Genomic DNA, 20,294 nt, shown 5'->3' with positions numbered 1-20,294 from the left:
AGCGCCGCCGCCCTGACTCAGGCGGCAGAGTACTGTCCGGAATTGTAATTCCTGCTGCAGTAATAAGGAAAAACCGGGACTGATAAATGAGCGGATGACCTGTGGCTGCGGGTGAAAGGCCAGTCAAACCGGGAGATAGCAGGTTTTCCCCGAAAGCTGGCTGGGAAGAGAAAGAAAAGGCAGAGGCCGCCCTGACGGGCGGCCTTTTACGTTCCGGTGGCGTGAAACAGGTAATATCCGGCAGGTTGCAGGAAATGTAAAAACACTACGGAAACGAGGGAGGTAGTGCAGACACGCTGTACTGCCTGTTCAGGTATTATCCGGCTTTGCTCAGTACGACATCGTCCGGAGTCGTGTATGCAGTCAATATCATTCCCATACCACTGCCATTCAGATCATTTCATATCCGCCGGTGTTCAGTCCGGTGATCGATGCAGACATCCCTCAACCCGATAAATGAAGGATGTTAAGAACAGCATAAAGCTGTCATCAGCCGTGAAAATGCTGAACAGCCGCAGAACAACTGCCTTTTATTCTGGTTATCCCGTGTCTTCTCAAGCTGGCTACGCCACCACTGACCAATAAATTCTGCAATCAATACCGGCTGATTAATATCAGGTCAGCTCACCGGCCGCCTGTCAGGCCCTATACCGTGAACAGAAACGGAACGGCATTGGGCCGGTGACGGTATATAGCCATCCCGTGCGGGATCTGACTACCGGGATAAAACAGCAGCAATCTTCACCGGTGATCTCTTTGCCCGGTTTAGAAAAGTGGTCATATCCGTTAACTTACAGAAAATAAAGACATGGAGATCTTTATTGGTCCGGACTCCTTATAAGGCAAACGGTATATGCCCGTTACCCCAATTAATAACGGCATTCAGCATGTGTTCTTTCACGACGGGCGATACATTCATTTCCCGGCCAGGGCTGGTCACGATCAGTAACTTTTATGGATAGTAAAGTACGTCATCTGCCGGTTAATACAGCGGTTCAGACTATTGTCTTCGTAATTCGTAATTCGCGGTCTGAGGGTGATGACCTTAGCTCTCTCCCCGAAAGCTGTATTCCGTAGATTGATACTCTCTGGCAGGAAAGGCCGCCGTTAAGGTTTTTCCCCCAGCCTGTCTTCGCACGATACCTATCCCTCTGTTACCCGATAACGCCAGGAAAACCATCAGCAGAGGAATATCATCAACCCGCTGAAATACCCTGATAGCCGGTAAGGGATAGTAATGAGTTCTGACTTTACAGGTTATTGCCCGACTGACCTTTATGCAGCTCCGCTGCTGTAAATGATTTCCGGTGTGCCCTCACCGATGAAAATCTCAAAACTCACAGGTATATCAGGTAAACTATCGACCATATACTTTTGTTAAGGTCAGGATATGTCTAACCCAACCCATTCTTTAAAGCCCTTTAATACGCTTGGCCTTGATATTCACGCTGATGAAATCATCCGGGCAAAAAGTGCAGCCGATCTCAGGAAGGCATGGGACACTAGCCGGTCAGCGGATAAACCCTTTCTGTTACTGGGCGGCGGGAGTAATGTGCTGTTCCTCCGGGATTTCAGAGGTATCGTCGCCATTAACGAGATAAAAGGTATTTCACTCTCTGAGGACGACGAGAGTTATTTCCTGCATGTCGGTGCTGGTGAAAACTGGCATCAGCTGGTCAAATGGTGTTTACAACATAATATCGCCGGCACCGAAAACCTGGCATTGATCCCGGGCGTAGCAGGATCCGCGCCTATCCAGAATATTGGTGCTTATGGTGTCGAATTCAAAGATATTTGTGACTATGTCGATGTCACAGAACTGGCGACCGGCAGAGAATTTCGTCTTGAAAAAACGCAGTGCCGGTTTGGCTACCGTGACAGTATCTTCAAGCATGAATTTTGTCAGGGCTATGCAGTAACGGCCATCGGTCTCCGGCTGAGTAAGCAGTGGAAACCGGTTCTGACGTACGGGGAGTTAACCCGGATGGATACCGCGACGGTTACCCCGAAACAGGTCTTCGATGCCGTCTGCGATATGAGAAAGAGTAAACTGCCGGATCCTGATATTCAGGGAAATGTCGGGAGTTTCTTCAAAAACCCCCTAATCACCGGCAAACTGTGCAAGCAACTACTGGCGACATATCCGGGGCTGCCACAGTATCCACAGGCCGATGGCACAGTGAAGGTCGCCGCAGGCTGGCTTATCGATCAATGCCGGCTAAAAGGGTATAAGCTGGGTGGTGCCGCGGTACACAGTTTACAGGCCCTGGTGCTGATTAATGATAACCAGGCAACGCCACAGGATATTATCGGCCTGGCAAAGCATGTCCGGCAGTGTGTCGGGGATAAATTCAATATCTGGCTCGAACCCGAAGTGCGTTTTATTGATGCACTCGGCGAATGTGATGCTGTCGGAGCGATTTCATGAAAGATTACAGTGTACCGTTGAAAATTATCCGAGTGCTGTCTGATGGCGAATTTCACTCAGGTGAACAGCTCGGTGAAAAACTGGGTATGAGCCGCGCGGCAATCAATCAGCATATCAATACACTCAAAAACTGGGGTATCGATATCTATACCGTTACCGGCAAGGGTTACTGCCTTTCTGCCGCGTTGCAGTTATTAGATGATGAGGCTATCCGGGCCGGTGTCCGGGGAAGCGGCGATGTCCAGGTCATACCGGTGATTGATTCCACCAACCAGTATCTGATGGAAAGGATGAGTGACCTTCACTCCGGTGATACTTGTGTCGCAGAATATCAGCAAGCCGGTCGTGGACGCCGTGGCAGACAGTGGTTCTCCCCCTTTGGTGCCAATTTATATATGTCCATGTACTGGCGCCTGGAACAGGGGCCCGCAGCAGCCATGGGATTAAGCCTGGTCGTGGGTATCGTCATTGCTGAAGCCTTACAGGCTGCAGGGGCGGAAGATGTTCGCGTTAAGTGGCCCAATGATCTCTATCTCAATGACCGGAAACTGGCAGGCATTCTGGTCGAGCTAAGCGGTAAGACCGGGGATGTTGCTCATATTGTCATTGGCGCGGGCATTAACCTGATGATGCGTCATGTGGATAGCAGCGTCGTTAACCAGCAGTGGATTAGCCTTCAGGAAGCGGGCATCACGATAGACCGTAATGCACTGACGGTCGGACTGATCAATAAAATGCGGGAAGCCCTCGCGGTATTTGAAACCGAAGGTCTGGCACCGTTCATTAACCGCTGGGCAAAGCTGGATAACTTTATTAACCGACCGGTAAAACTGGTGATAGGTGAGCGGGAGATCCAGGGTATCGCACGAGGAATCGATAGCCGGGGGGGATTATTACTGGAGCAAGAGGGTGAAATTACCGGCTGGGTCGGGGGCGAGATTTCCCTGCGTCCGGCGCAGGCTTAACAGGGAACGGGGATAGCTCAGCCATTCCCCGTCAGTCTGTAGTGACTATTTTCTTAACCTTACCGAATGCACAGCATGATTTTCACCTTTCGCTAAAATCAGGCTGGCCCGTTCACGGGTTGGCAGAATATTTTGCTGAAGGTTCCGGCCATTAATATCATTCCATAAGCCACAGGCGATTTCTGTGGCTTCAGACTCCGCCAGACGTGCGTAGTTATGGAAGTAGGAGTCCGGATCGCTGAAAGCGCCTTCCCGGAACTTCAGAAAACGGTTGATATACCAGCGCTGGAGTAATTCTTCCGGGGCATCCACATAAATAGAAAAGTCGACAAAGTCAGAAACGAAGACACGATGCGGATCATGGGGATAATCCATTCCGCTTTGTAATACATTCAGCCCTTCAAGGATAAGAATATCAGGCTGTGTGACCCGCTTATCGCCATCGGGGATCACATCATAAATCAGATGTGAATAGACCGGCGCTGTCACCTGTTGTTCTCCTGATTTCAGATCAGAGACAAATTTCACCAGTTTGTGCATATCGTAGGATTCCGGGAACCCTTTTTTCTTCATTAATCCGCGTTCTTTCAGTACCGCATTAGGGTGCAGAAAACCATCCGTCGTGATTAACTCAACCTTCCGGTGCTCCGGCCAGCGACTCAGTAAGGCCTGCAATACCCGGGCCGTGGTACTCTTACCGACGGCGACACTGCCGGCAATACTGATGATATAGGGTATCTTCTGTTCATTAGTTCCGAGAAACTGTTCCAGAACCGCCTGGCGACGCAGATTCGAGCTGATATAAAAATTCAGTAGCCGGGAAAGCGGCAAATAGATTTCTGCTACTTCTTCCAGAGAAAGATCTTCATTAATCCCTTTCAACCGGGCAATTTCGTCACCGGTTAAGGTCATGGGTACCGAATCGCGCAGGGTAGCCCATTGTTCACGGGTGAACGATAAGTAGGGGGAGGTAGCCAGTGACAAATTTTTTTTACTCATATTCCGACATCTGACGACAAATTTATCCGGTCCATCATCGACTGACATCGAGCAGTAGGGTGAACTGCAGCCGTGATGAAGATGAAATAGTGTAATAATGAGGTAGCAGGCTGGAGGTTAACACCAGAAGGGTTCCGGGAAAAAGCAAAAGATGTCAGGCCGGGGAAATTTCACAGAGCAGGAGTCTCCTGATAAAAAAAAGCAGGAAGGTTTGGAGTAAAGTTCCTTTTTAGTGACTCATCCCACGGTAAAATTGTCAGCAATATGCTTGTTTTATCGGCACTCAGTTTGTCCGGCACAAAAAAAGTAAGTTTTTTCAGGCTAACGGGTGCGAAAAAAACGGGAGGGAATAGGGGCCCGGTGAGATCTCTGAACGTAAAACTTCCGGTGAAATTTGGGGGTAGAACAAAAGATCACCACTATTTGTTGTTGATTTAGACAGTAAAAACGAAAAAAGCCCTGTTTTGGATAAATAGTAAGCGAAGAGAAAAAAAATTAAAATTTGTTGTTGCATCCTGGCGCGGTGCCCCCTAAAATGCGCCTCAACTTGATGCCGACTTAGCTCAGTAGGTAGAGCAACTGACTTGTAATCAGTAGGTCACCAGTTCGATTCCGGTAGTCGGCACCATTCAAGTTAAGGTGGGATTCCCGAGCGGCCAAAGGGAGCAGACTGTAAATCTGCCGTCACAGACTTCGAAGGTTCGAATCCTTCTCCCACCACCATCTCTGCTCTTGCAGAGAAAATGTGAAGCAACACGCTATCACAGCCTGGTGAGCATAATTATCACCCCGAGTGTAGGCTGGAAGTTTCAGTCGAAAGTCGGTCAGTTTATCTGGCAGACTCGAATAATAAGAGAGCCATCTTATTATTCAAAAGCTACAGAAATATCAGGTAGCAAGAGTTCCAGGATGCGGGCATCGTATAATGGCTATTACCTCAGCCTTCCAAGCTGATGATGCGGGTTCGATTCCCGCTGCCCGCTCCAGATGTGCTGATATGGCTCAGTTGGTAGAGCGCACCCTTGGTAAGGGTGAGGTCCCCAGTTCGACTCTGGGTATCAGCACCACTTCTTTTATCTCCTCTCCTGAAATTTCTGTTCACTTAAATAATTCATTTTTTATCAGGCATCCTGAATCCTGGTTGATGTGATCATATCACCGACTTATCCGTGCTTTAAAAGGGTTATCTAATGGCTAAAGAGCAATTTCAACGTAACAAACCACACGTTAACGTCGGTACTATCGGCCACGTTGACCACGGTAAAACCACTCTGACTGCAGCAATCACTACCGTACTGGCTAAACACTACGGCGGTGCTGCACGTGACTTCGCGCAGATCGATAACGCGCCGGAAGAAAAAGCACGTGGTATTACCATCAATACTTCACACGTAGAATACGAAACCCCGACCCGTCACTATGCACACGTTGACTGCCCGGGCCACGCCGACTACGTTAAAAACATGATCACCGGTGCTGCACAGATGGACGGCGCTATCCTGGTTGTTGCTGCGACTGACGGCCCTATGCCTCAGACCCGTGAGCACATCCTGCTGGGCCGCCAGGTAGGCGTTCCTTACATCATCGTGTTCCTGAACAAATGTGACATGGTTGATGATGAAGAGCTGCTGGAACTGGTAGAAATGGAAGTTCGTGACCTGCTGTCACAGTACGACTTCCCGGGCGACGACACGCCAATCGTTCGCGGTTCAGCGCTGAAAGCACTGGAAGGCGAAGAAGAGTGGGAAGGTAAAATTCTGGAGCTGGCTGGCTTCCTGGATTCTTACATCCCTGAGCCAGAGCGTGCTATCGATCAGCCGTTCCTGCTGCCAATCGAAGACGTATTCTCAATCTCAGGCCGTGGTACTGTTGTTACCGGTCGTGTAGAGCGCGGGATCATCAAAGTCGGTGAAGAAGTTGAAATCGTTGGTATCAAAGATACTGCGAAATCAACCTGTACCGGTGTTGAAATGTTCCGTAAGCTGCTGGACCAGGGTCAGGCAGGTGAGAACGTTGGTGTTCTGCTGCGTGGTATCAAGCGTGAAGAGATCGAACGTGGTCAGGTTCTGGCTAAACCAGGTTCAATCAAACCACACACCCAGTTCGAGTCAGAAGTTTATATTCTGTCTAAAGATGAAGGCGGCCGTCATACTCCGTTCTTCAAAGGCTACCGTCCACAGTTCTACTTCCGTACAACTGACGTGACCGGAACCATCGAACTGCCGGAAGGCGTAGAGATGGTAATGCCAGGTGACAACATCAAAATGGTTGTTACCCTGATCCACCCAATCGCGATGGATGACGGTCTGCGTTTCGCAATCCGTGAAGGTGGTCGTACTGTAGGTGCAGGTGTTGTTGCTAAAGTTATCGCTTAATCGCCGATAATATTTGACGTCATGCACATGAAAAGGGCATCATTTGATGCCCTTTTTGTACGCCGAAACATAGAACCTGACTCATCAGTGATTTTGGTACAAATCATTGCTGAGACAGGCTCTGGTTTGGCGTAGGATACCGGATGTACTACAGGTATTTCTGGTTTGGATACCTCGCTATGCGGGGTTTAATGGTTTCTGGATTATTCTGGCAGGTTTGTTTATGAGTGCAAATACCGAAGCTCAGAGGAGCGGGCGCGGCCTGGAAATAGTAAAATGGCTGGTCGTTGCTGTTCTGGTTGCAGTAGCGATTTACGGCAACTATCATTATCGCAACGTTAATTTACCCTTACGTGCTCTGGTTGTGGTTATTATCATTGCGGTTGCCGGCGCAGTTGCCCTTTTGACAACAAAAGGCAAAGCAGCGGTAGCGTTTGCACGTGAAGCAAGAACCGAAGTGCGCAAGGTCATCTGGCCGACCCGCCAGGAAACGTTGCAGACCACGTTAATCGTTGCCGCGGTTACTGCCGTGATGTCACTGATTTTGTGGGGGCTGGATGGTATTCTGGTCCGTCTGGTATCGTTTATCACTGGACTGAGGTTCTGAGATGTCTGAAGCTCCAAAAAAACGCTGGTACGTCGTGCAGGCGTTTTCAGGTTTTGAAAGCCGTGTCGCTGTATCGCTGCGCGAGCATATCAAACTGCACAATATGGAAGACCTGTTTGGCGAAGTTATGGTGCCAACAGAAGAGGTCGTTGAGATCCGTGGTGGTCAGCGCCGCAAAAGTGAGCGTAAATTCTTCCCGGGCTATGTCCTGGTGCAGATGGTGATGGAAGATGCCAGCTGGCACCTCGTTCGCAGCGTTCCGCGCGTTATGGGCTTTATCGGTGGAACCTCTGATCGTCCTGCACCTATCAGCGATAAAGAAGTCGATGCGATTATGAATCGCCTTCAACAGGCAGGTGACAAGCCACGGCCTAAGACCATGTTTGAGCCAGGTGAAATGGTTCGTGTTAACGACGGTCCGTTTGCTGACTTCAATGGTGTCGTTGAAGAAGTCGACTATGAAAAAAGCCGCCTGAAAGTCTCTGTTTCTATCTTCGGTCGTGCAACACCGGTCGAACTGGACTTCGGTCAGGTAGAAAAAGGCTAATCTGTATTCAGTTAAGCTCTTGCATAAGGCGCGAAATTTGCCTACAATTTCGCGCCTTTTGTTTTTACATGCCCCCGGGCGTGTGAATAATTACTACGGGAAGCCTTTACGTAAGGCGCTATACCCAATTGAGGAAATATCATGGCTAAGAAAGTACAAGCCTATGTGAAGCTGCAGGTTGCAGCTGGCATGGCAAACCCAAGTCCACCGGTTGGTCCGGCACTGGGTCAGCAGGGTGTTAACATCATGGAATTCTGTAAAGCGTTTAACGCAAAAACAGAAAGCCTGGAAAAAGGTCTGCCAACTCCGGTTGTTATTACCGTATACAGCGACCGTTCTTTCACGTTCGTTACCAAAACTCCTCCGGCAGCAGTTCTGCTGAAAAAAGCGGCAGGAATTAAGTCTGGTTCAGGTAAACCGAACAAAGACAAAGTTGGTAAAGTGACGCGTGCTCAGTTGCAGGAAATTGCAACCACTAAAGCAGCGGACATGACTGGTGCAGACTTAGACGCGATGACTCGCTCTATCGAAGGTACTGCGATCTCCATGGGCCTGGTAGTAGAGGATTAATAGATGGCTAAGCTTACCAAGCGCATGCGCACAATCCGTGACAAAGTAGATGTCACCAAGCAGTACGAAATCACCGAAGCTGTTGCTTTGCTGAAAGAACTGGCTACTGCTAAATTCGTTGAAAGCGTTGATGTTTCTGTAAACCTCGGCATCGATGCTCGTAAATCTGATCAGAACGTACGTGGTGCAACTGTACTGCCTAACGGTACTGGACGTAGCGTCCGCGTTGCTGTATTCGCTCAGGGTGCAAACGCTGAAGCAGCGAAAGCCGCAGGTGCTGAACTGGTTGGTATGGAAGATCTGGCTGATCAGATCAAGAAAGGCGAAATGAACTTTGACGTTGTTATCGCATCTCCGGATGCCATGCGCGTTGTTGGCCAGTTAGGCCAGGTTCTGGGTCCACGTGGCCTGATGCCAAACCCTAAAGTTGGTACTGTAACTCCTAACGTTGCTGAAGCAGTTAAAAATGCTAAAGCGGGTCAGGTTCGTTACCGTAACGACAAAAACGGCATCATTCACACCACCATCGGTAAAGTTGACTTTGATGCTGACAAACTGAAAGAAAACCTGGAAGCTCTGCTGGTTGCGCTGAAAAAAGCAAAACCAACTTCAGCGAAAGGCGTGTACATCAAGAAAGTCAGCCTGTCTACCACCATGGGTGCAGGTGTTGCAATCGACCAGGCTGGCCTGAGTACTCAGACTGCCTAAGTCATTGCTTGACGCGGGCGAAATTTTCACCTAGAATTTTCGCCCGTTCTTCCTTCAGGGAAGCGACTTTGTACTCCCGAAAGGCAGTGACAGAGCAAGAATTTTCGGTTGGAGCCTGGCCTTATCCAGGCCTCCGTCCAAGACCGCAGGTGTTTGTAGCAGTGAACTCAGGGCTTGCCCCGGGCTTCTGTCAGACTTAATTCCCTGCGTAGACGGTGAGAGAGCCTGAAGAACCTGTTTCTTTTTCTGGATTCTACTCACCGTGTTTAGCGTCTGTCCACTTCGGTGGATAGATGAAGTGAGTTCCGGAGGGGTAACCCTTCGGACTAAAACATCCAGGAGCAAAAGCTAATGGCATTAAATCTTCAAGACAAACAAGCAATTGTTGCTGAAGTCAGCGAAGTAGCCAAAGGCGCGCTGTCTGCGGTTGTTGCGGATTCCCGTGGCGTCACCGTAGATAAAATGACTGAACTGCGTAAAGCAGGTCGTGAAGCTGGCGTATACATGCGTGTTGTTCGTAACACCCTGCTGCGTCGCGTCGTTGAAGGTACTCCTTTCGAGTGCCTGAAAGACACGTTTGTTGGTCCAACCTTGATTGCATACTCTATGGAACACCCGGGCGCTGCTGCTCGTCTGTTCAAAGACTTCGCGAAAGCGAATGCAAAATTCGAGGTTAAAGCTGCAGCCTTTGAAGGTGAGCTGATCCCAGCCGCTCAAATTGACCGTCTGGCAACGCTGCCGACTTACGAAGAAGCACTGGCACGTCTGATGTCGACCATGAAAGAAGCCGCTGCCGGCAAACTGGTCCGTACTCTGGCTGCTGTACGCGATGCGAAAGAAGCTGCATAAGCTCTCTGATAACATCGTTTTTGCTTACGTATAAACTTATTCTGATTCTTAGGAACAATTGTTATGTCTATCACTAAAGACCAAATCCTGGAAGCTGTTGCAGCTATGTCCGTAATGGAAGTAGTTGAGCTGGTTTCTGCAATGGAAGAAAAATTCGGCGTTTCTGCTGCTGCTGCTGTCGCTGTAGCTGCTGGCCCTGCTGAAGCTGCTGAAGAGCAGACTGAATTCGACGTAATCCTGAAGTCTGCTGGCGGTAACAAAGTCGCAGTCATCAAAGCAGTACGTGGCGCAACTGGTCTGGGCCTGAAAGAAGCTAAAGACCTGGTTGAATCTGCACCGGCTGCAATCAAAGAAGCGATCAGCAAAGATGACGCAGCTGCTCTGGAAGCTGCTCTGAAAGAAGCTGGCGCTGAAGTTGAAATCAAATAAGATAACCTTCGGGTTACAGTCTGAGTAGTTTGCAGACTGCTGGCTGGTGACTATAATAGTCACCAGCCTTTTTGCGCTAAAAAGAGTCTCTGTGGGGTTTCGCATTGTTTGTCCACCTTGATTCTTCCAATGTCTTTTTCTCTCGACGCCTTAATATACTGCTTTCCCGTGGGGTTCCCTGCCTTACAAGAGCAATGAAATGATTTAAGAGTGATAGAAAAAGATGTATTGCACCTGAGCCAGGCTCAACGGTGAAAACGAAATAATGTTGCATGAACTGTCCTGCAGGACGGACAGCGTGGTTCGACTTGTCAGCGAGCTGAGGAACCCTAATGGTTTACTCCTATACCGAGAAAAAACGTATTCGTAAGGATTTTGGTAAACGTCCGCAAGTACTGGATGTGCCTTATCTCCTATCTATCCAGCTTGACTCGTTCCAGAAGTTTATCGAGCAAGACCCGGAAGGCCAATACGGTCTGGAAGCAGCATTCCGTTCCGTTTTCCCTATCCAGAGCTACAGTGGTAACTCTGAGCTGCAATATGTCAGCTACCGTCTGGGTGAGCCTGTCTTTGATGTTAAAGAGTGTCAGATCCGTGGTGTGACATTCTCTGCACCCCTGCGCGTAAAATTACGCCTGGTCATCTACGAGCGCGAAGCGCCGGAAGGGACCGTCAAAGACATTAAAGAACAAGAAGTGTACATGGGTGAAATTCCACTCATGACCGATAACGGTACCTTTGTCATCAATGGTACTGAGCGTGTTATCGTTTCTCAGTTACACCGTAGCCCGGGCGTATTCTTTGACAGCGATAAAGGTAAAACGCATTCTTCCGGTAAGGTACTGTATAACGCACGTATCATCCCTTACCGTGGTTCATGGCTGGACTTCGAGTTCGATCCTAAAGACAACCTGTTTGTCCGTATTGACCGTCGTCGTAAACTGCCAGCGACCATTATTCTGCGTGCACTGAATTACACCACTGAGCAAATCATCGACCTGTTCTTTGATAAAGTGGTTTATGAAATTCGTGACAACAAACTGCAGATGGCGCTGGTTCCTGAGCGTCTGCGCGGCGAAACTGCCTCTTTTGACATCGAGTCAAACGGTACAGTTTATGTCGAAAAAGGTCGCCGTATCACTGCCCGTCATATCCGCCAGCTGGAAAAAGATAATGTCCAGCACATCGAAGTCCCGGTTGAATATATTGCCGGTAAAGTCGTTGCGCGTGATTATATTGACGAGAGCACCGGTGAGCTTATCGTTGCTGCGAACATGGAACTGTCCATGGATCTGCTGGCCAAACTGAGCCAGGCAGGTCATAAGCGCATCGAAACGCTGTTCACAAACGATCTGGATCACGGTCCTTATATCTCTGAAACCCTGCGTGTGGATCCGACCAACGATCGCCTGAGTGCGCTGGTTGAAATCTACCGCATGATGCGTCCTGGTGAGCCACCAACGCGTGAAGCGGCAGAGAACCTGTTTGAGAACCTGTTCTTCTCGGAAGATCGTTATGATCTGTCCGCAGTAGGTCGTATGAAGTTCAACCGTTCATTGCTGCGTGATGAAATCGAAGGTGCAGGTATCCTGAGCCACGACGATATCATCCAGGTAATGAAAAAACTGATCGGTATCCGTAACGGTATCGGTGAAGTGGATGACATTGACCACCTGGGTAACCGTCGTATCCGTTCTGTCGGTGAGATGGCTGAGAACCAGTTCCGTGTCGGTCTGGTACGTGTTGAGCGTGCGGTGAAAGAGCGTCTGTCTCTGGGTGATCTCGATACCCTGATGCCTCAGGACATGATCAACGCTAAGCCGATTTCTGCAGCCGTTAAAGAGTTCTTTGGTTCCAGCCAGCTGTCTCAGTTTATGGACCAGAACAACCCGCTGTCTGAAATTACGCACAAACGTCGTATTTCTGCACTGGGCCCGGGCGGTCTGACCCGTGAACGCGCAGGCTTTGAAGTTCGAGACGTACACCCGACTCACTACGGTCGTGTTTGTCCTATCGAAACGCCTGAAGGTCCGAACATCGGTCTTATCAACTCACTGTCTGTGTATGCACAGACCAACGAATATGGCTTCCTCGAAACGCCATACCGTCGTGTGGTTGACAGCCAGGTAACTGACGAAATCCATTACCTGTCTGCGATTGAAGAAGGCAACTTTGTTATCGCTCAGGCGAACACCAACCTCGACGACGATGGTCGTTTCGTGGATGACCTGGTGACCTGTCGTAACAAGGGTGAATCGAGCCTGTTCAGCCGTGACCAGGTTGACTACATGGACGTTTCGACCCAACAGGTTGTTTCTGTCGGTGCGTCACTGATCCCATTCCTGGAACACGATGATGCTAACCGTGCATTGATGGGTGCAAACATGCAACGTCAGGCGGTTCCTACTCTGCGTGCTGATAAGCCGTTAGTAGGTACCGGTATGGAACGCGCGGTCGCAGTCGACTCCGGTGTAACTGCAGTGGCTAAGCGTGGCGGTACGGTTCAGTACGTCGATGCCTCCCGTATCGTTATTAAAGTTAACGAAGACGAGATGTATGCCGGTGAAGCCGGGATCGATATCTATAACCTGACCAAATACACCCGTTCTAACCAGAACACGTGTATCAACCAGATGCCATGTGTCAATCTGGGTGAGCCGATCGAACGTGGTGATGTCCTGGCAGATGGCCCGTCTACCGATTTAGGTGAACTGGCACTGGGTCAGAACATGCGCGTGGCATTCATGCCATGGAATGGTTATAACTTCGAAGACTCCATCCTCGTTTCCGAGCGTGTTGTTCAGGAAGACCGTTTCACCACTATCCACATTCAGGAACTGGCTTGTGTGTCCCGTGACACCAAACTGGGGCCGGAAGAGATCACTGCTGATATCCCGAACGTGGGTGAAGCTGCACTCTCTAAACTGGATGAATCCGGTATCGTTTATATCGGTGCTGAAGTGACCGGTGGCGATATCCTGGTCGGTAAAGTCACGCCTAAAGGCGAGACCCAGCTGACGCCGGAAGAAAAACTGCTGCGTGCTATCTTCGGTGAGAAAGCGTCTGACGTTAAAGACTCTTCTCTGCGCGTACCAAACGGTGTTTCCGGTACGGTCATCGATGTTCAGGTCTTCACCCGCGATGGTGTTGAAAAAGATAAACGTGCGCTCGAAATCGAAGAGATGCAGCTGAAGCAGGCGAAGAAAGACCTGACTGAAGAACTGCAGATCCTTGAAGCCGGCCTGTTTACCCGTATCTATACCGTACTGACGACCGGTGGTGTTGAAGCTGAGAAGCTGGACAAACTGCCACGTGAGCGTTGGCTGGAACTGGGTCTGACTGATGAAGAAAAACAGAATCAGTTAGAGCAGCTGGCTGAACAGTATGATGAACTGAAGCGTGAGTTTGAGAAGAAACTCGAAGCTAAGCGCCGCAAAATTACCCAGGGCGATGATCTGGCACCAGGTGTGCTGAAAATCGTTAAGGTTTATCTGGCCGTTAAACGTCAGATTCAACCGGGTGATAAAATGGCAGGTCGTCACGGGAACAAAGGTGTTATCTCTAAGATCAACCCGATCGAAGATATGCCTTACGATGAAAACGGGACTCCTGTTGACATCGTACTGAACCCACTGGGCGTACCATCACGTATGAACATCGGTCAGATTCTGGAAACCCACCTGGGTATGGCTGCAAAAGGTATCGGCGATAAGATCAATGCCATGCTGAAGCAGCAACAGGATGTTGCCCGACTGCGTGAGTTCATTCAGCGCGCTTACGACTTAGGCACTGATGTTCGCCAGAAAGTTGACCTGAACACTTTCTCTGATGACCAGGTATTGCGTCTGGCAGAGAACCTGAAGAAAGGGATGCCAATTGCGACCCCGGTCTTCGATGGTGCTAAAGAAAGTGAAATCAAGGAACTGCTGACCTTAGGCGGTATTCCAACCTCCGGCCAGATCACCTTGTTTGACGGTCGTACCGGTGAGCAGTTTGAGCGTCAGGTAACCGTAGGTTACATGTACATGCTGAAACTGAACCACCTGGTGGATGACAAAATGCATGCGCGTTCTACCGGTTCTTACAGCCTTGTGACTCAGCAGCCGCTGGGTGGTAAAGCTCAGTTCGGTGGTCAGCGTTTCGGGGAGATGGAAGTATGGGCACTGGAAGCATACGGTGCGGCATACACCCTGCAGGAAATGCTGACGGTGAAATCTGATGACGTGAACGGCCGTACGAAGATGTATAAAAACATCGTCGACGGAAACCATCAGATGGAACCAGGCATGCCGGAATCCTTCAACGTACTGTTGAAAGAGATCCGCTCGCTGGGTATCAACATCGAGCTGGAAGACGAGTAAGCACTCGTATTAGTACTGGTTACAGGGTGTCCGGAATGTCCGGATGCCCTTAGAAGTCTCACTCCGACGGGAGCAAATCCGTGAAAGACTTACTTAAGTTTCTAAAAGCGCAAACTAAAACCGAAGAGTTTGATGCGATCAAGATTGCTCTGGCCTCGCCAGACATGATCCGTTCCTGGTCTTTCGGTGAAGTTAAGAAGCCAGAAACCATTAACTACCGTACCTTTAAGCCGGAACGTGATGGTCTGTTCTGTGCGCGTATTTTTGGTCCGGTAAAAGACTATGAGTGCCTGTGCGGTAAGTACAAGCGCCTGAAGCACCGTGGTGTTATCTGTGAGAAGTGTGGCGTAGAAGTTACCCAGACTAAAGTTCGTCGTGAACGTATGGGTCACATCGAGCTGGCATCTCCTACAGCACACATCTGGTTCCTGAAATCACTGCCGTCCCGTATTGGTCTGTTATTAGACATGCCACTGCGTGATATCGAACGTGTGCTTTATTTCGAATCTTATGTCGTTATTGAAGGCGGCATGACCAACCTCGAAAAGCGTCAGATCCTGACTGAAGAGCAGTATCTGGATGCGTTAGAAGAGTTTGGTGATGAATTCGACGCGAAAATGGGTGCGGAAGCCGTTCAGGCCCTGCTGAAAGGCATGGATCTGGAACAGGAATGCGAGCAGCTGCGTGAAGAGCTGAACGAAACCAATTCCGAAACCAAGCGTAAGAAGCTGACCAAGCGTATTAAGCTGCTGGAAGCTTTCGTTCAGTCTGGTAACAAACCAGAATGGATGATCCTGACAGTACTGCCAGTATTGCCACCGGACCTGCGTCCTCTGGTACCACTGGACGGTGGACGCTTTGCGACGTCAGATCTGAATGATCTGTATCGCCGTGTGATCAACCGTAACAACCGTCTGAAGCGTCTTCTGGATCTGGCTGCACCTGATATCATCGTACGTAACGAAAAACGTATGCTGCAGGAAGCGGTCGATGCTCTGCTGGATAACGGTCGTCGCGGTCGTGCGATCACCGGTTCTAACAAGCGTCCTCTGAAGTCTCTGGCCGACATGATCAAAGGTAAGCAGGGTCGTTTCCGTCAGAACCTGCTGGGTAAACGTGTCGACTACTCTGGTCGTTCCGTTATTACCGTAGGTCCTTACCTGCACCTGCATCAGTGTGGTCTGCCGAAGAAAATGGCACTGGAGCTGTTCAAACCATTTATCTATGGCAAGCTGGAACTGCGTGGCCTGGCGACGACGATCAAAGCCGCTAAGAAAATGGTTGAGCGTGAAGAAGCTGTCGTCTGGGATATCCTGGATGAAGTTATCCGTGAACACCCGGTCCTGCTGAACCGTGCACCAACACTGCACCGTTTAGGTATTCAGGCGTTCGAACCGGTATTGATCGAAGGTAAAGCGATTCAGCTGCACCCGTTAGTCTGTGCTGCCTATAACGCCGACTTCGATGGTGACCAGATGGCGGTACACGTACCGTTGACTCTGGAAGCTCAGCTGGAAGCGCGTGCGCTGATGATGTCGACCAACAACATCCTGTCTCCTGCGAATGGTGAGCCAATCATCGTTCCTTCTCAGGACGTTGTACTGGGTCTGTACTACATGACCCGTGACAAAGTTAACGCCAAAGGTGAAGCCATGGTGCTGACCGGGCCTAAAGAAGCGGAACGTGTGTACCGCGCAGGTCTGGCTGAGCTCCACGCTCGTGTAAAAGTGCGTATTACTGAATACAGCAAAAACGAGCAGGGCGAATTTATTCCGCAGACCAGCCTGGTCGATACGACTATCGGTCGTGCCATTCTGTGGATGATCGTACCTAAGGGTCTGCCGTACTCGATCATCAACCAGGCACTGGGTAAGAAAGCAATCTCTAAGATGCTGAATACCTGTTACCGTATCCTGGGTCTGAAGCCGACGGTTATCTTTGCTGACCAGACCATGTATACCGGTTTCGCCTATGCAGCCCGTTCAGGTGCCTCTGTCGGTATCGATGATATGGTTATCCCGGCCAAAAAAGCCGAGATCATTACCGAAGCTGAAGCGGAAGTTGCTGAAATTCAGGAACAGTTCCAGTCAGGTCTGGTGACCGCCGGTGAACGTTACAACAAAGTCATCGATATCTGGGCTGCGGCTAACGAACGTGTCTCCAAAGCGATGATGGAAAACCTGCAAACTGAAACTGTGATTAACCGTCATGGTGAAGAAGAGCAGCAGGTTTCCTTTAACAGCATCTATATGATGGCCGACTCCGGTGCTCGTGGTTCTGCTGCGCAGATCCGTCAGCTGGCAGGTATGCGTGGTCTGATGGCTAAGCCGGATGGCTCCATCATCGAAACGCCAATCACCGCGAACTTCCGTGAAGGTCTGAACGTACTTCAGTACTTCATCTCGACCCACGGTGCTCGTAAAGGTCTGGCGGATACCGCACTGAAAACAGCGAACTCCGGTTATCTGACGCGTCGTCTGGTTGACGTTGCACAGGATCTGGTCGTTACCGAAGATGATTGTGGTACCCACGAAGGTATCATGATGACTCCGGTTATCGAAGGTGGTGATGTTAAAGAGCCACTGCGTGAACGTGTTCTGGGCCGTGTAACGGCGGAAGATGTACTGAAACCAGGTTCTGCAGATATTCTGGTTGCACGTAACACCCTGCTGGATGAGCACTGGTGTGACGTTCTGGAACAGAACTCTGTCGACAGCGTCAAAGTACGTTCTGTCGTAGGTTGTGCGACTGACTTTGGTGTGTGTGCTCACTGTTATGGTCGTGACCTGGCGCGTGGACATATCATCAACAAAGGTGAAGCTGTCGGTGTTATCGCAGCACAGTCCATCGGTGAACCTGGTACACAGCTGACGATGCGTACGTTCCACATCGGTGGTGCGGCATCCCGTGCGGCTGCTGAATCCAGCATTCAGGTGAAGAACAAAGGTACCATCAAGCTGATCAACGCGAAGTCAGTAACAAACTCAGCAGGCAAGCTGGTTATTACTTCACGTAACGTTGAACTGAAGATGATCGATGAATTCGGTCGTACGAAAGAAAGCTATAAAGTGCCTTATGGTTCCGTGATGGCCAAAGGTGATGGCGAGCAGGCGAATGCCGGCGAAACCGTTGCTAACTGGGATCCGCACACCATGCCGGTAATCACCGAAGTGAACGGTTACGTACGCTTTGTGGATATGAACGATGGCCAGACAATCACCCGTCAGACGGATGAGCTGACCGGTCTGTCTTCTATCGTGGTGATGGATACTGCTGAACGTACCTCCGGTGGTAAAGATCTGCGTCCGGCACTGAAAGTGGTCGATGCCAATGGTGATGATGTTATGTTACCAGGTACCGATATGCCGGCTCAGTACTTCCTGCCAGGTAATGCGATCGTACAGCTGGAAGATGGTGTAAAAATCAGCTCCGGTGATACCCTGGCGCGTGTTCCTCAGGAATCCGGCGGTACTAAAGATATTACCGGTGGTCTGCCACGCGTTGCTGACCTGTTTGAAGCCCGTCGTCCGAAAGAGCCGGCGATTCTGGCAGAAATCAGCGGTATTATTTCCTTCGGGAAAGAGACCAAAGGCAAACGTCGCCTGGTGATCACACCGGTTGACGGTAGCGAACCTTACGAAGAGATGATCCCTAAATGGCGTCAGCTGAACGTATTCGAAGGTGAGCGCGTAGAACGTGGTGATGTGGTTTCCGATGGTCCTGAATCTCCGCACGACATTCTGCGTCTGCGTGGCGTTCATGCGGTAACCCGTTACATCGTTAACGAAGTTCAGGACGTTTACCGTCTGCAGGGCGTTAAGATTAACGATAAACACATCGAAGTTATCGTTCGTCAGATGCTGCGTAAAGCGACCATTGCTTCTTCCGGAAGCTCTGAGTTCCTGGAAGGTGAACAGGCTGAAGTATCACGCGTGATGATTGCTAACCGTGAACTGGAAGCGAACGGTAAAGTCCCTGCGACTTTCGCCCGTGACCTGCTGGGTATCACTAAAGCATCTCTGGCAACCGAATCGTTTATTTCTGCAGCATCTTTCCAGGAGACTACCCGTGTCCTGACTGAAGCCGCTGTTGCCGGTAAACGTGACGAACTGCGCGGTCTGAAAGAGAACGTTATCGTGGGTCGTCTGATCCCTGCCGGTACCGGTTATGCATACCATCAGGATCGTATGCGTCGCCGTCACGCGGGTGAGGCTCCGGTAGTTCCTCAGGTGACTGCAGATGAAGCTTCTGCAAGCCTGGCTGAACTGCTGAATGCCGGCCTCGGTGGTAACGACGAGTAAGGCAGTACTTTAATCGTGTAATAAACCCTGCTTCGGCAGGGTTTTTTTATATCGGGAGAGATCGGAAAAGGAACAGTACATGAAAAGATGTTGTCTGCCTGCCATCTTATTCTCAATGCTGGTGGTGACCTCCGGGGTTCGTGCGTCAGAGCCGGTACAACGGATGTTCCAGGACTGGCAGGTCACATGTAATAACCTCAATGATTGTGATATCCGCAATGTCGATGAAAATATGCGGGTAGTGATCCGGCATGAAGCGGGTCCCCGGGGAGCAGTATCCCTGGACCTGATGGGTTTTGATATTGATAAGCCGTCAGGGATCTGGCTGGATGGTAAACTCTGGAATAATTCTCTGACACCGGTTTATGCGGACAATAAACATGATTATGCCGGCTATCACACGACATCCTTACAGGCCGTACAGGCGTTTGCTGAGGCCGCGGGAACTGCCGGACGCATCGCGCTGACACCTGATGAAGATGACGATACCGGTTCGCTGAAAGGATTGAATACCTCTTTACATTTTGCCGATGAAATTCAGGGACGGCTGAATAATCGTACCGCTTTTATACGTACCGGTAACGGGATCCCTGCACAGGTCCCTCTGCGTTATGCTTTTGAGATCCCTGCGACAAAAATTCCGGCTATTTTTCCGGTCGGTGACGGTAATGCACTGATCAATGAAGTTCTCCAGACTCAGCAGGACGTGCTGGATGATGAAGAATGCTCTCCGGATGCCGACGATATCACCCGTAGTCAGGTGAAGCCTCTGGATAAAAAACATGTGCTGGTCATGATCAACTGCGTCACGGGGGCGTATCAGTCTTCAGGGATCGTTTTTATCGTCCCGCGGGCACACCCGGATCAAGCCAAAGAAGTGGAACTGACGCTGCCACTAAAAGACGATCAGGGCGATCCCCAGACGATCACCTGGTTTACGGATGTCAGCTATGATCCTAAAACGGCCTTACTGACGTATATTGCACGTGGCCATGGCGTGTCAGATTGTGGTGAAAGTGGTACCTGGCGGTATGATGGCCATGTGTTCCAACTGATGAGCTATCAAAATCAGCCGACCTGTGACGGAGGAGAACCGGGACACTGGCCTTCTGTCTGGCTGACGCCGGGATTTAAAGAATAGTGTGAAGAATACGG

General features: G+C 50.1%; 13 protein-coding genes and 4 tRNA genes. 16 read left to right on the top strand and 1 reads right to left on the bottom strand.

Features of this window, described 5'->3' with window-relative positions; genetic code table 11:
• Positions 1-1,390 precede the first annotated feature (1,390 nt).
• A complete protein-coding gene (gene murB, locus JK223_RS15865; RefSeq protein ID WP_212715117.1) occupies positions 1,391-2,428 on the top strand; it encodes a UDP-N-acetylmuramate dehydrogenase in 1,038 nt (345 codons plus the stop codon).
• Positions 2,425-3,393 carry a bifunctional biotin--[acetyl-CoA-carboxylase] ligase/biotin operon repressor BirA gene (birA, locus tag JK223_RS15860; protein ID WP_212715116.1) on the top strand — a complete coding sequence of 323 codons (969 nt, stop codon included), beginning with the start codon at positions 2,425-2,427 and terminating at the stop codon, positions 3,391-3,393. Before murB ends, birA begins: the two co-directional genes overlap by 4 nt.
• A gap of 45 nt (positions 3,394-3,438) precedes the next feature.
• On the opposite strand, the gene coaA is transcribed toward birA, so the two are convergent.
• On the bottom strand, positions 3,439-4,392 hold the full coding sequence (gene coaA, locus JK223_RS15855) for a type I pantothenate kinase (protein WP_212715115.1): 954 nt from the start codon (positions 4,390-4,392) through the stop codon (positions 3,439-3,441).
• A gap of 552 nt (positions 4,393-4,944) precedes the next feature.
• On the opposite strand from coaA, the gene JK223_RS15850 reads away from it, so the two are divergent.
• The 14 genes from JK223_RS15850 to JK223_RS15785 all read left to right on the top strand — a co-directional run bounded on the left by JK223_RS15850 (position 4,945) and on the right by JK223_RS15785 (position 20,280).
• Positions 4,945-5,020 (top strand) — tRNA-Thr (locus JK223_RS15850).
• A 10-nt stretch (positions 5,021-5,030) separates the two neighbouring features.
• Positions 5,031-5,115 (top strand) — tRNA-Tyr (locus tag JK223_RS15845).
• A 188-nt stretch (positions 5,116-5,303) separates the two neighbouring features.
• A tRNA-Gly gene (locus tag JK223_RS15840) sits at positions 5,304-5,378 on the top strand.
• Positions 5,379-5,383: 5 nt separating this feature from the next.
• Positions 5,384-5,459: transfer RNA gene (locus tag JK223_RS15835), tRNA-Thr, on the top strand.
• A 123-nt stretch (positions 5,460-5,582) separates the two neighbouring features.
• A complete protein-coding gene (gene tuf, locus JK223_RS15830; RefSeq protein WP_212715114.1) occupies positions 5,583-6,767 on the top strand; it encodes an elongation factor Tu in 1,185 nt (394 codons plus the stop codon).
• Between the two features lie 223 nt (positions 6,768-6,990).
• Positions 6,991-7,374, top strand: coding sequence for a preprotein translocase subunit SecE (gene secE / locus JK223_RS15825; RefSeq protein ID WP_212715113.1), 384 nt, complete (start codon positions 6,991-6,993; stop codon positions 7,372-7,374).
• Between the two features lies 1 nt (position 7,375).
• Entirely contained in the window at positions 7,376-7,921 is a 546-nt protein-coding gene (nusG, locus tag JK223_RS15820; protein ID WP_029685803.1) for a transcription termination/antitermination protein NusG, read from the top strand.
• A 141-nt stretch (positions 7,922-8,062) separates the two neighbouring features.
• On the top strand, positions 8,063-8,491 hold the full coding sequence (gene rplK / locus JK223_RS15815) for a 50S ribosomal protein L11 (protein ID WP_212709403.1): 429 nt from the start codon (positions 8,063-8,065) through the stop codon (positions 8,489-8,491).
• 3 nt (positions 8,492-8,494) lie between these two features.
• On the top strand, positions 8,495-9,199 hold the full coding sequence (rplA, locus tag JK223_RS15810) for a 50S ribosomal protein L1 (RefSeq protein ID WP_025902282.1): 705 nt from the start codon (positions 8,495-8,497) through the stop codon (positions 9,197-9,199).
• Between the two features lie 351 nt (positions 9,200-9,550).
• Entirely contained in the window at positions 9,551-10,048 is a 498-nt protein-coding gene (gene rplJ / locus JK223_RS15805) for a 50S ribosomal protein L10 (protein ID WP_025902281.1), read from the top strand.
• A gap of 63 nt (positions 10,049-10,111) precedes the next feature.
• Positions 10,112-10,477, top strand: a complete 366-nt coding sequence (rplL, locus tag JK223_RS15800) for a 50S ribosomal protein L7/L12 (protein ID WP_212715112.1) — start codon at positions 10,112-10,114, stop codon at positions 10,475-10,477.
• Positions 10,478-10,809: 332 nt separating this feature from the next.
• A complete protein-coding gene (rpoB, locus tag JK223_RS15795; RefSeq protein ID WP_212715111.1) occupies positions 10,810-14,838 on the top strand; it encodes a DNA-directed RNA polymerase subunit beta in 4,029 nt (1,342 codons plus the stop codon).
• Positions 14,839-14,918: 80 nt separating this feature from the next.
• On the top strand, positions 14,919-19,139 hold the full coding sequence (gene rpoC, locus JK223_RS15790; RefSeq protein ID WP_212715110.1) for a DNA-directed RNA polymerase subunit beta': 4,221 nt from the start codon (positions 14,919-14,921) through the stop codon (positions 19,137-19,139).
• A 79-nt stretch (positions 19,140-19,218) separates the two neighbouring features.
• Entirely contained in the window at positions 19,219-20,280 is a 1,062-nt protein-coding gene (locus tag JK223_RS15785) for a DUF1176 domain-containing protein (RefSeq protein ID WP_212715109.1), read from the top strand.
• The last annotated feature ends 14 nt before the right edge of the window (positions 20,281-20,294 follow it).

The organism is Tatumella sp. JGM118, assembly GCF_018257515.1.
In the GTDB taxonomy this organism is placed as follows: domain Bacteria; phylum Pseudomonadota; class Gammaproteobacteria; order Enterobacterales; family Enterobacteriaceae; genus Tatumella; species Tatumella terrea.
Note: the sequence above shows the minus strand (reverse complement) of the source record. Positions and strands in the feature narration are given on the sequence as shown.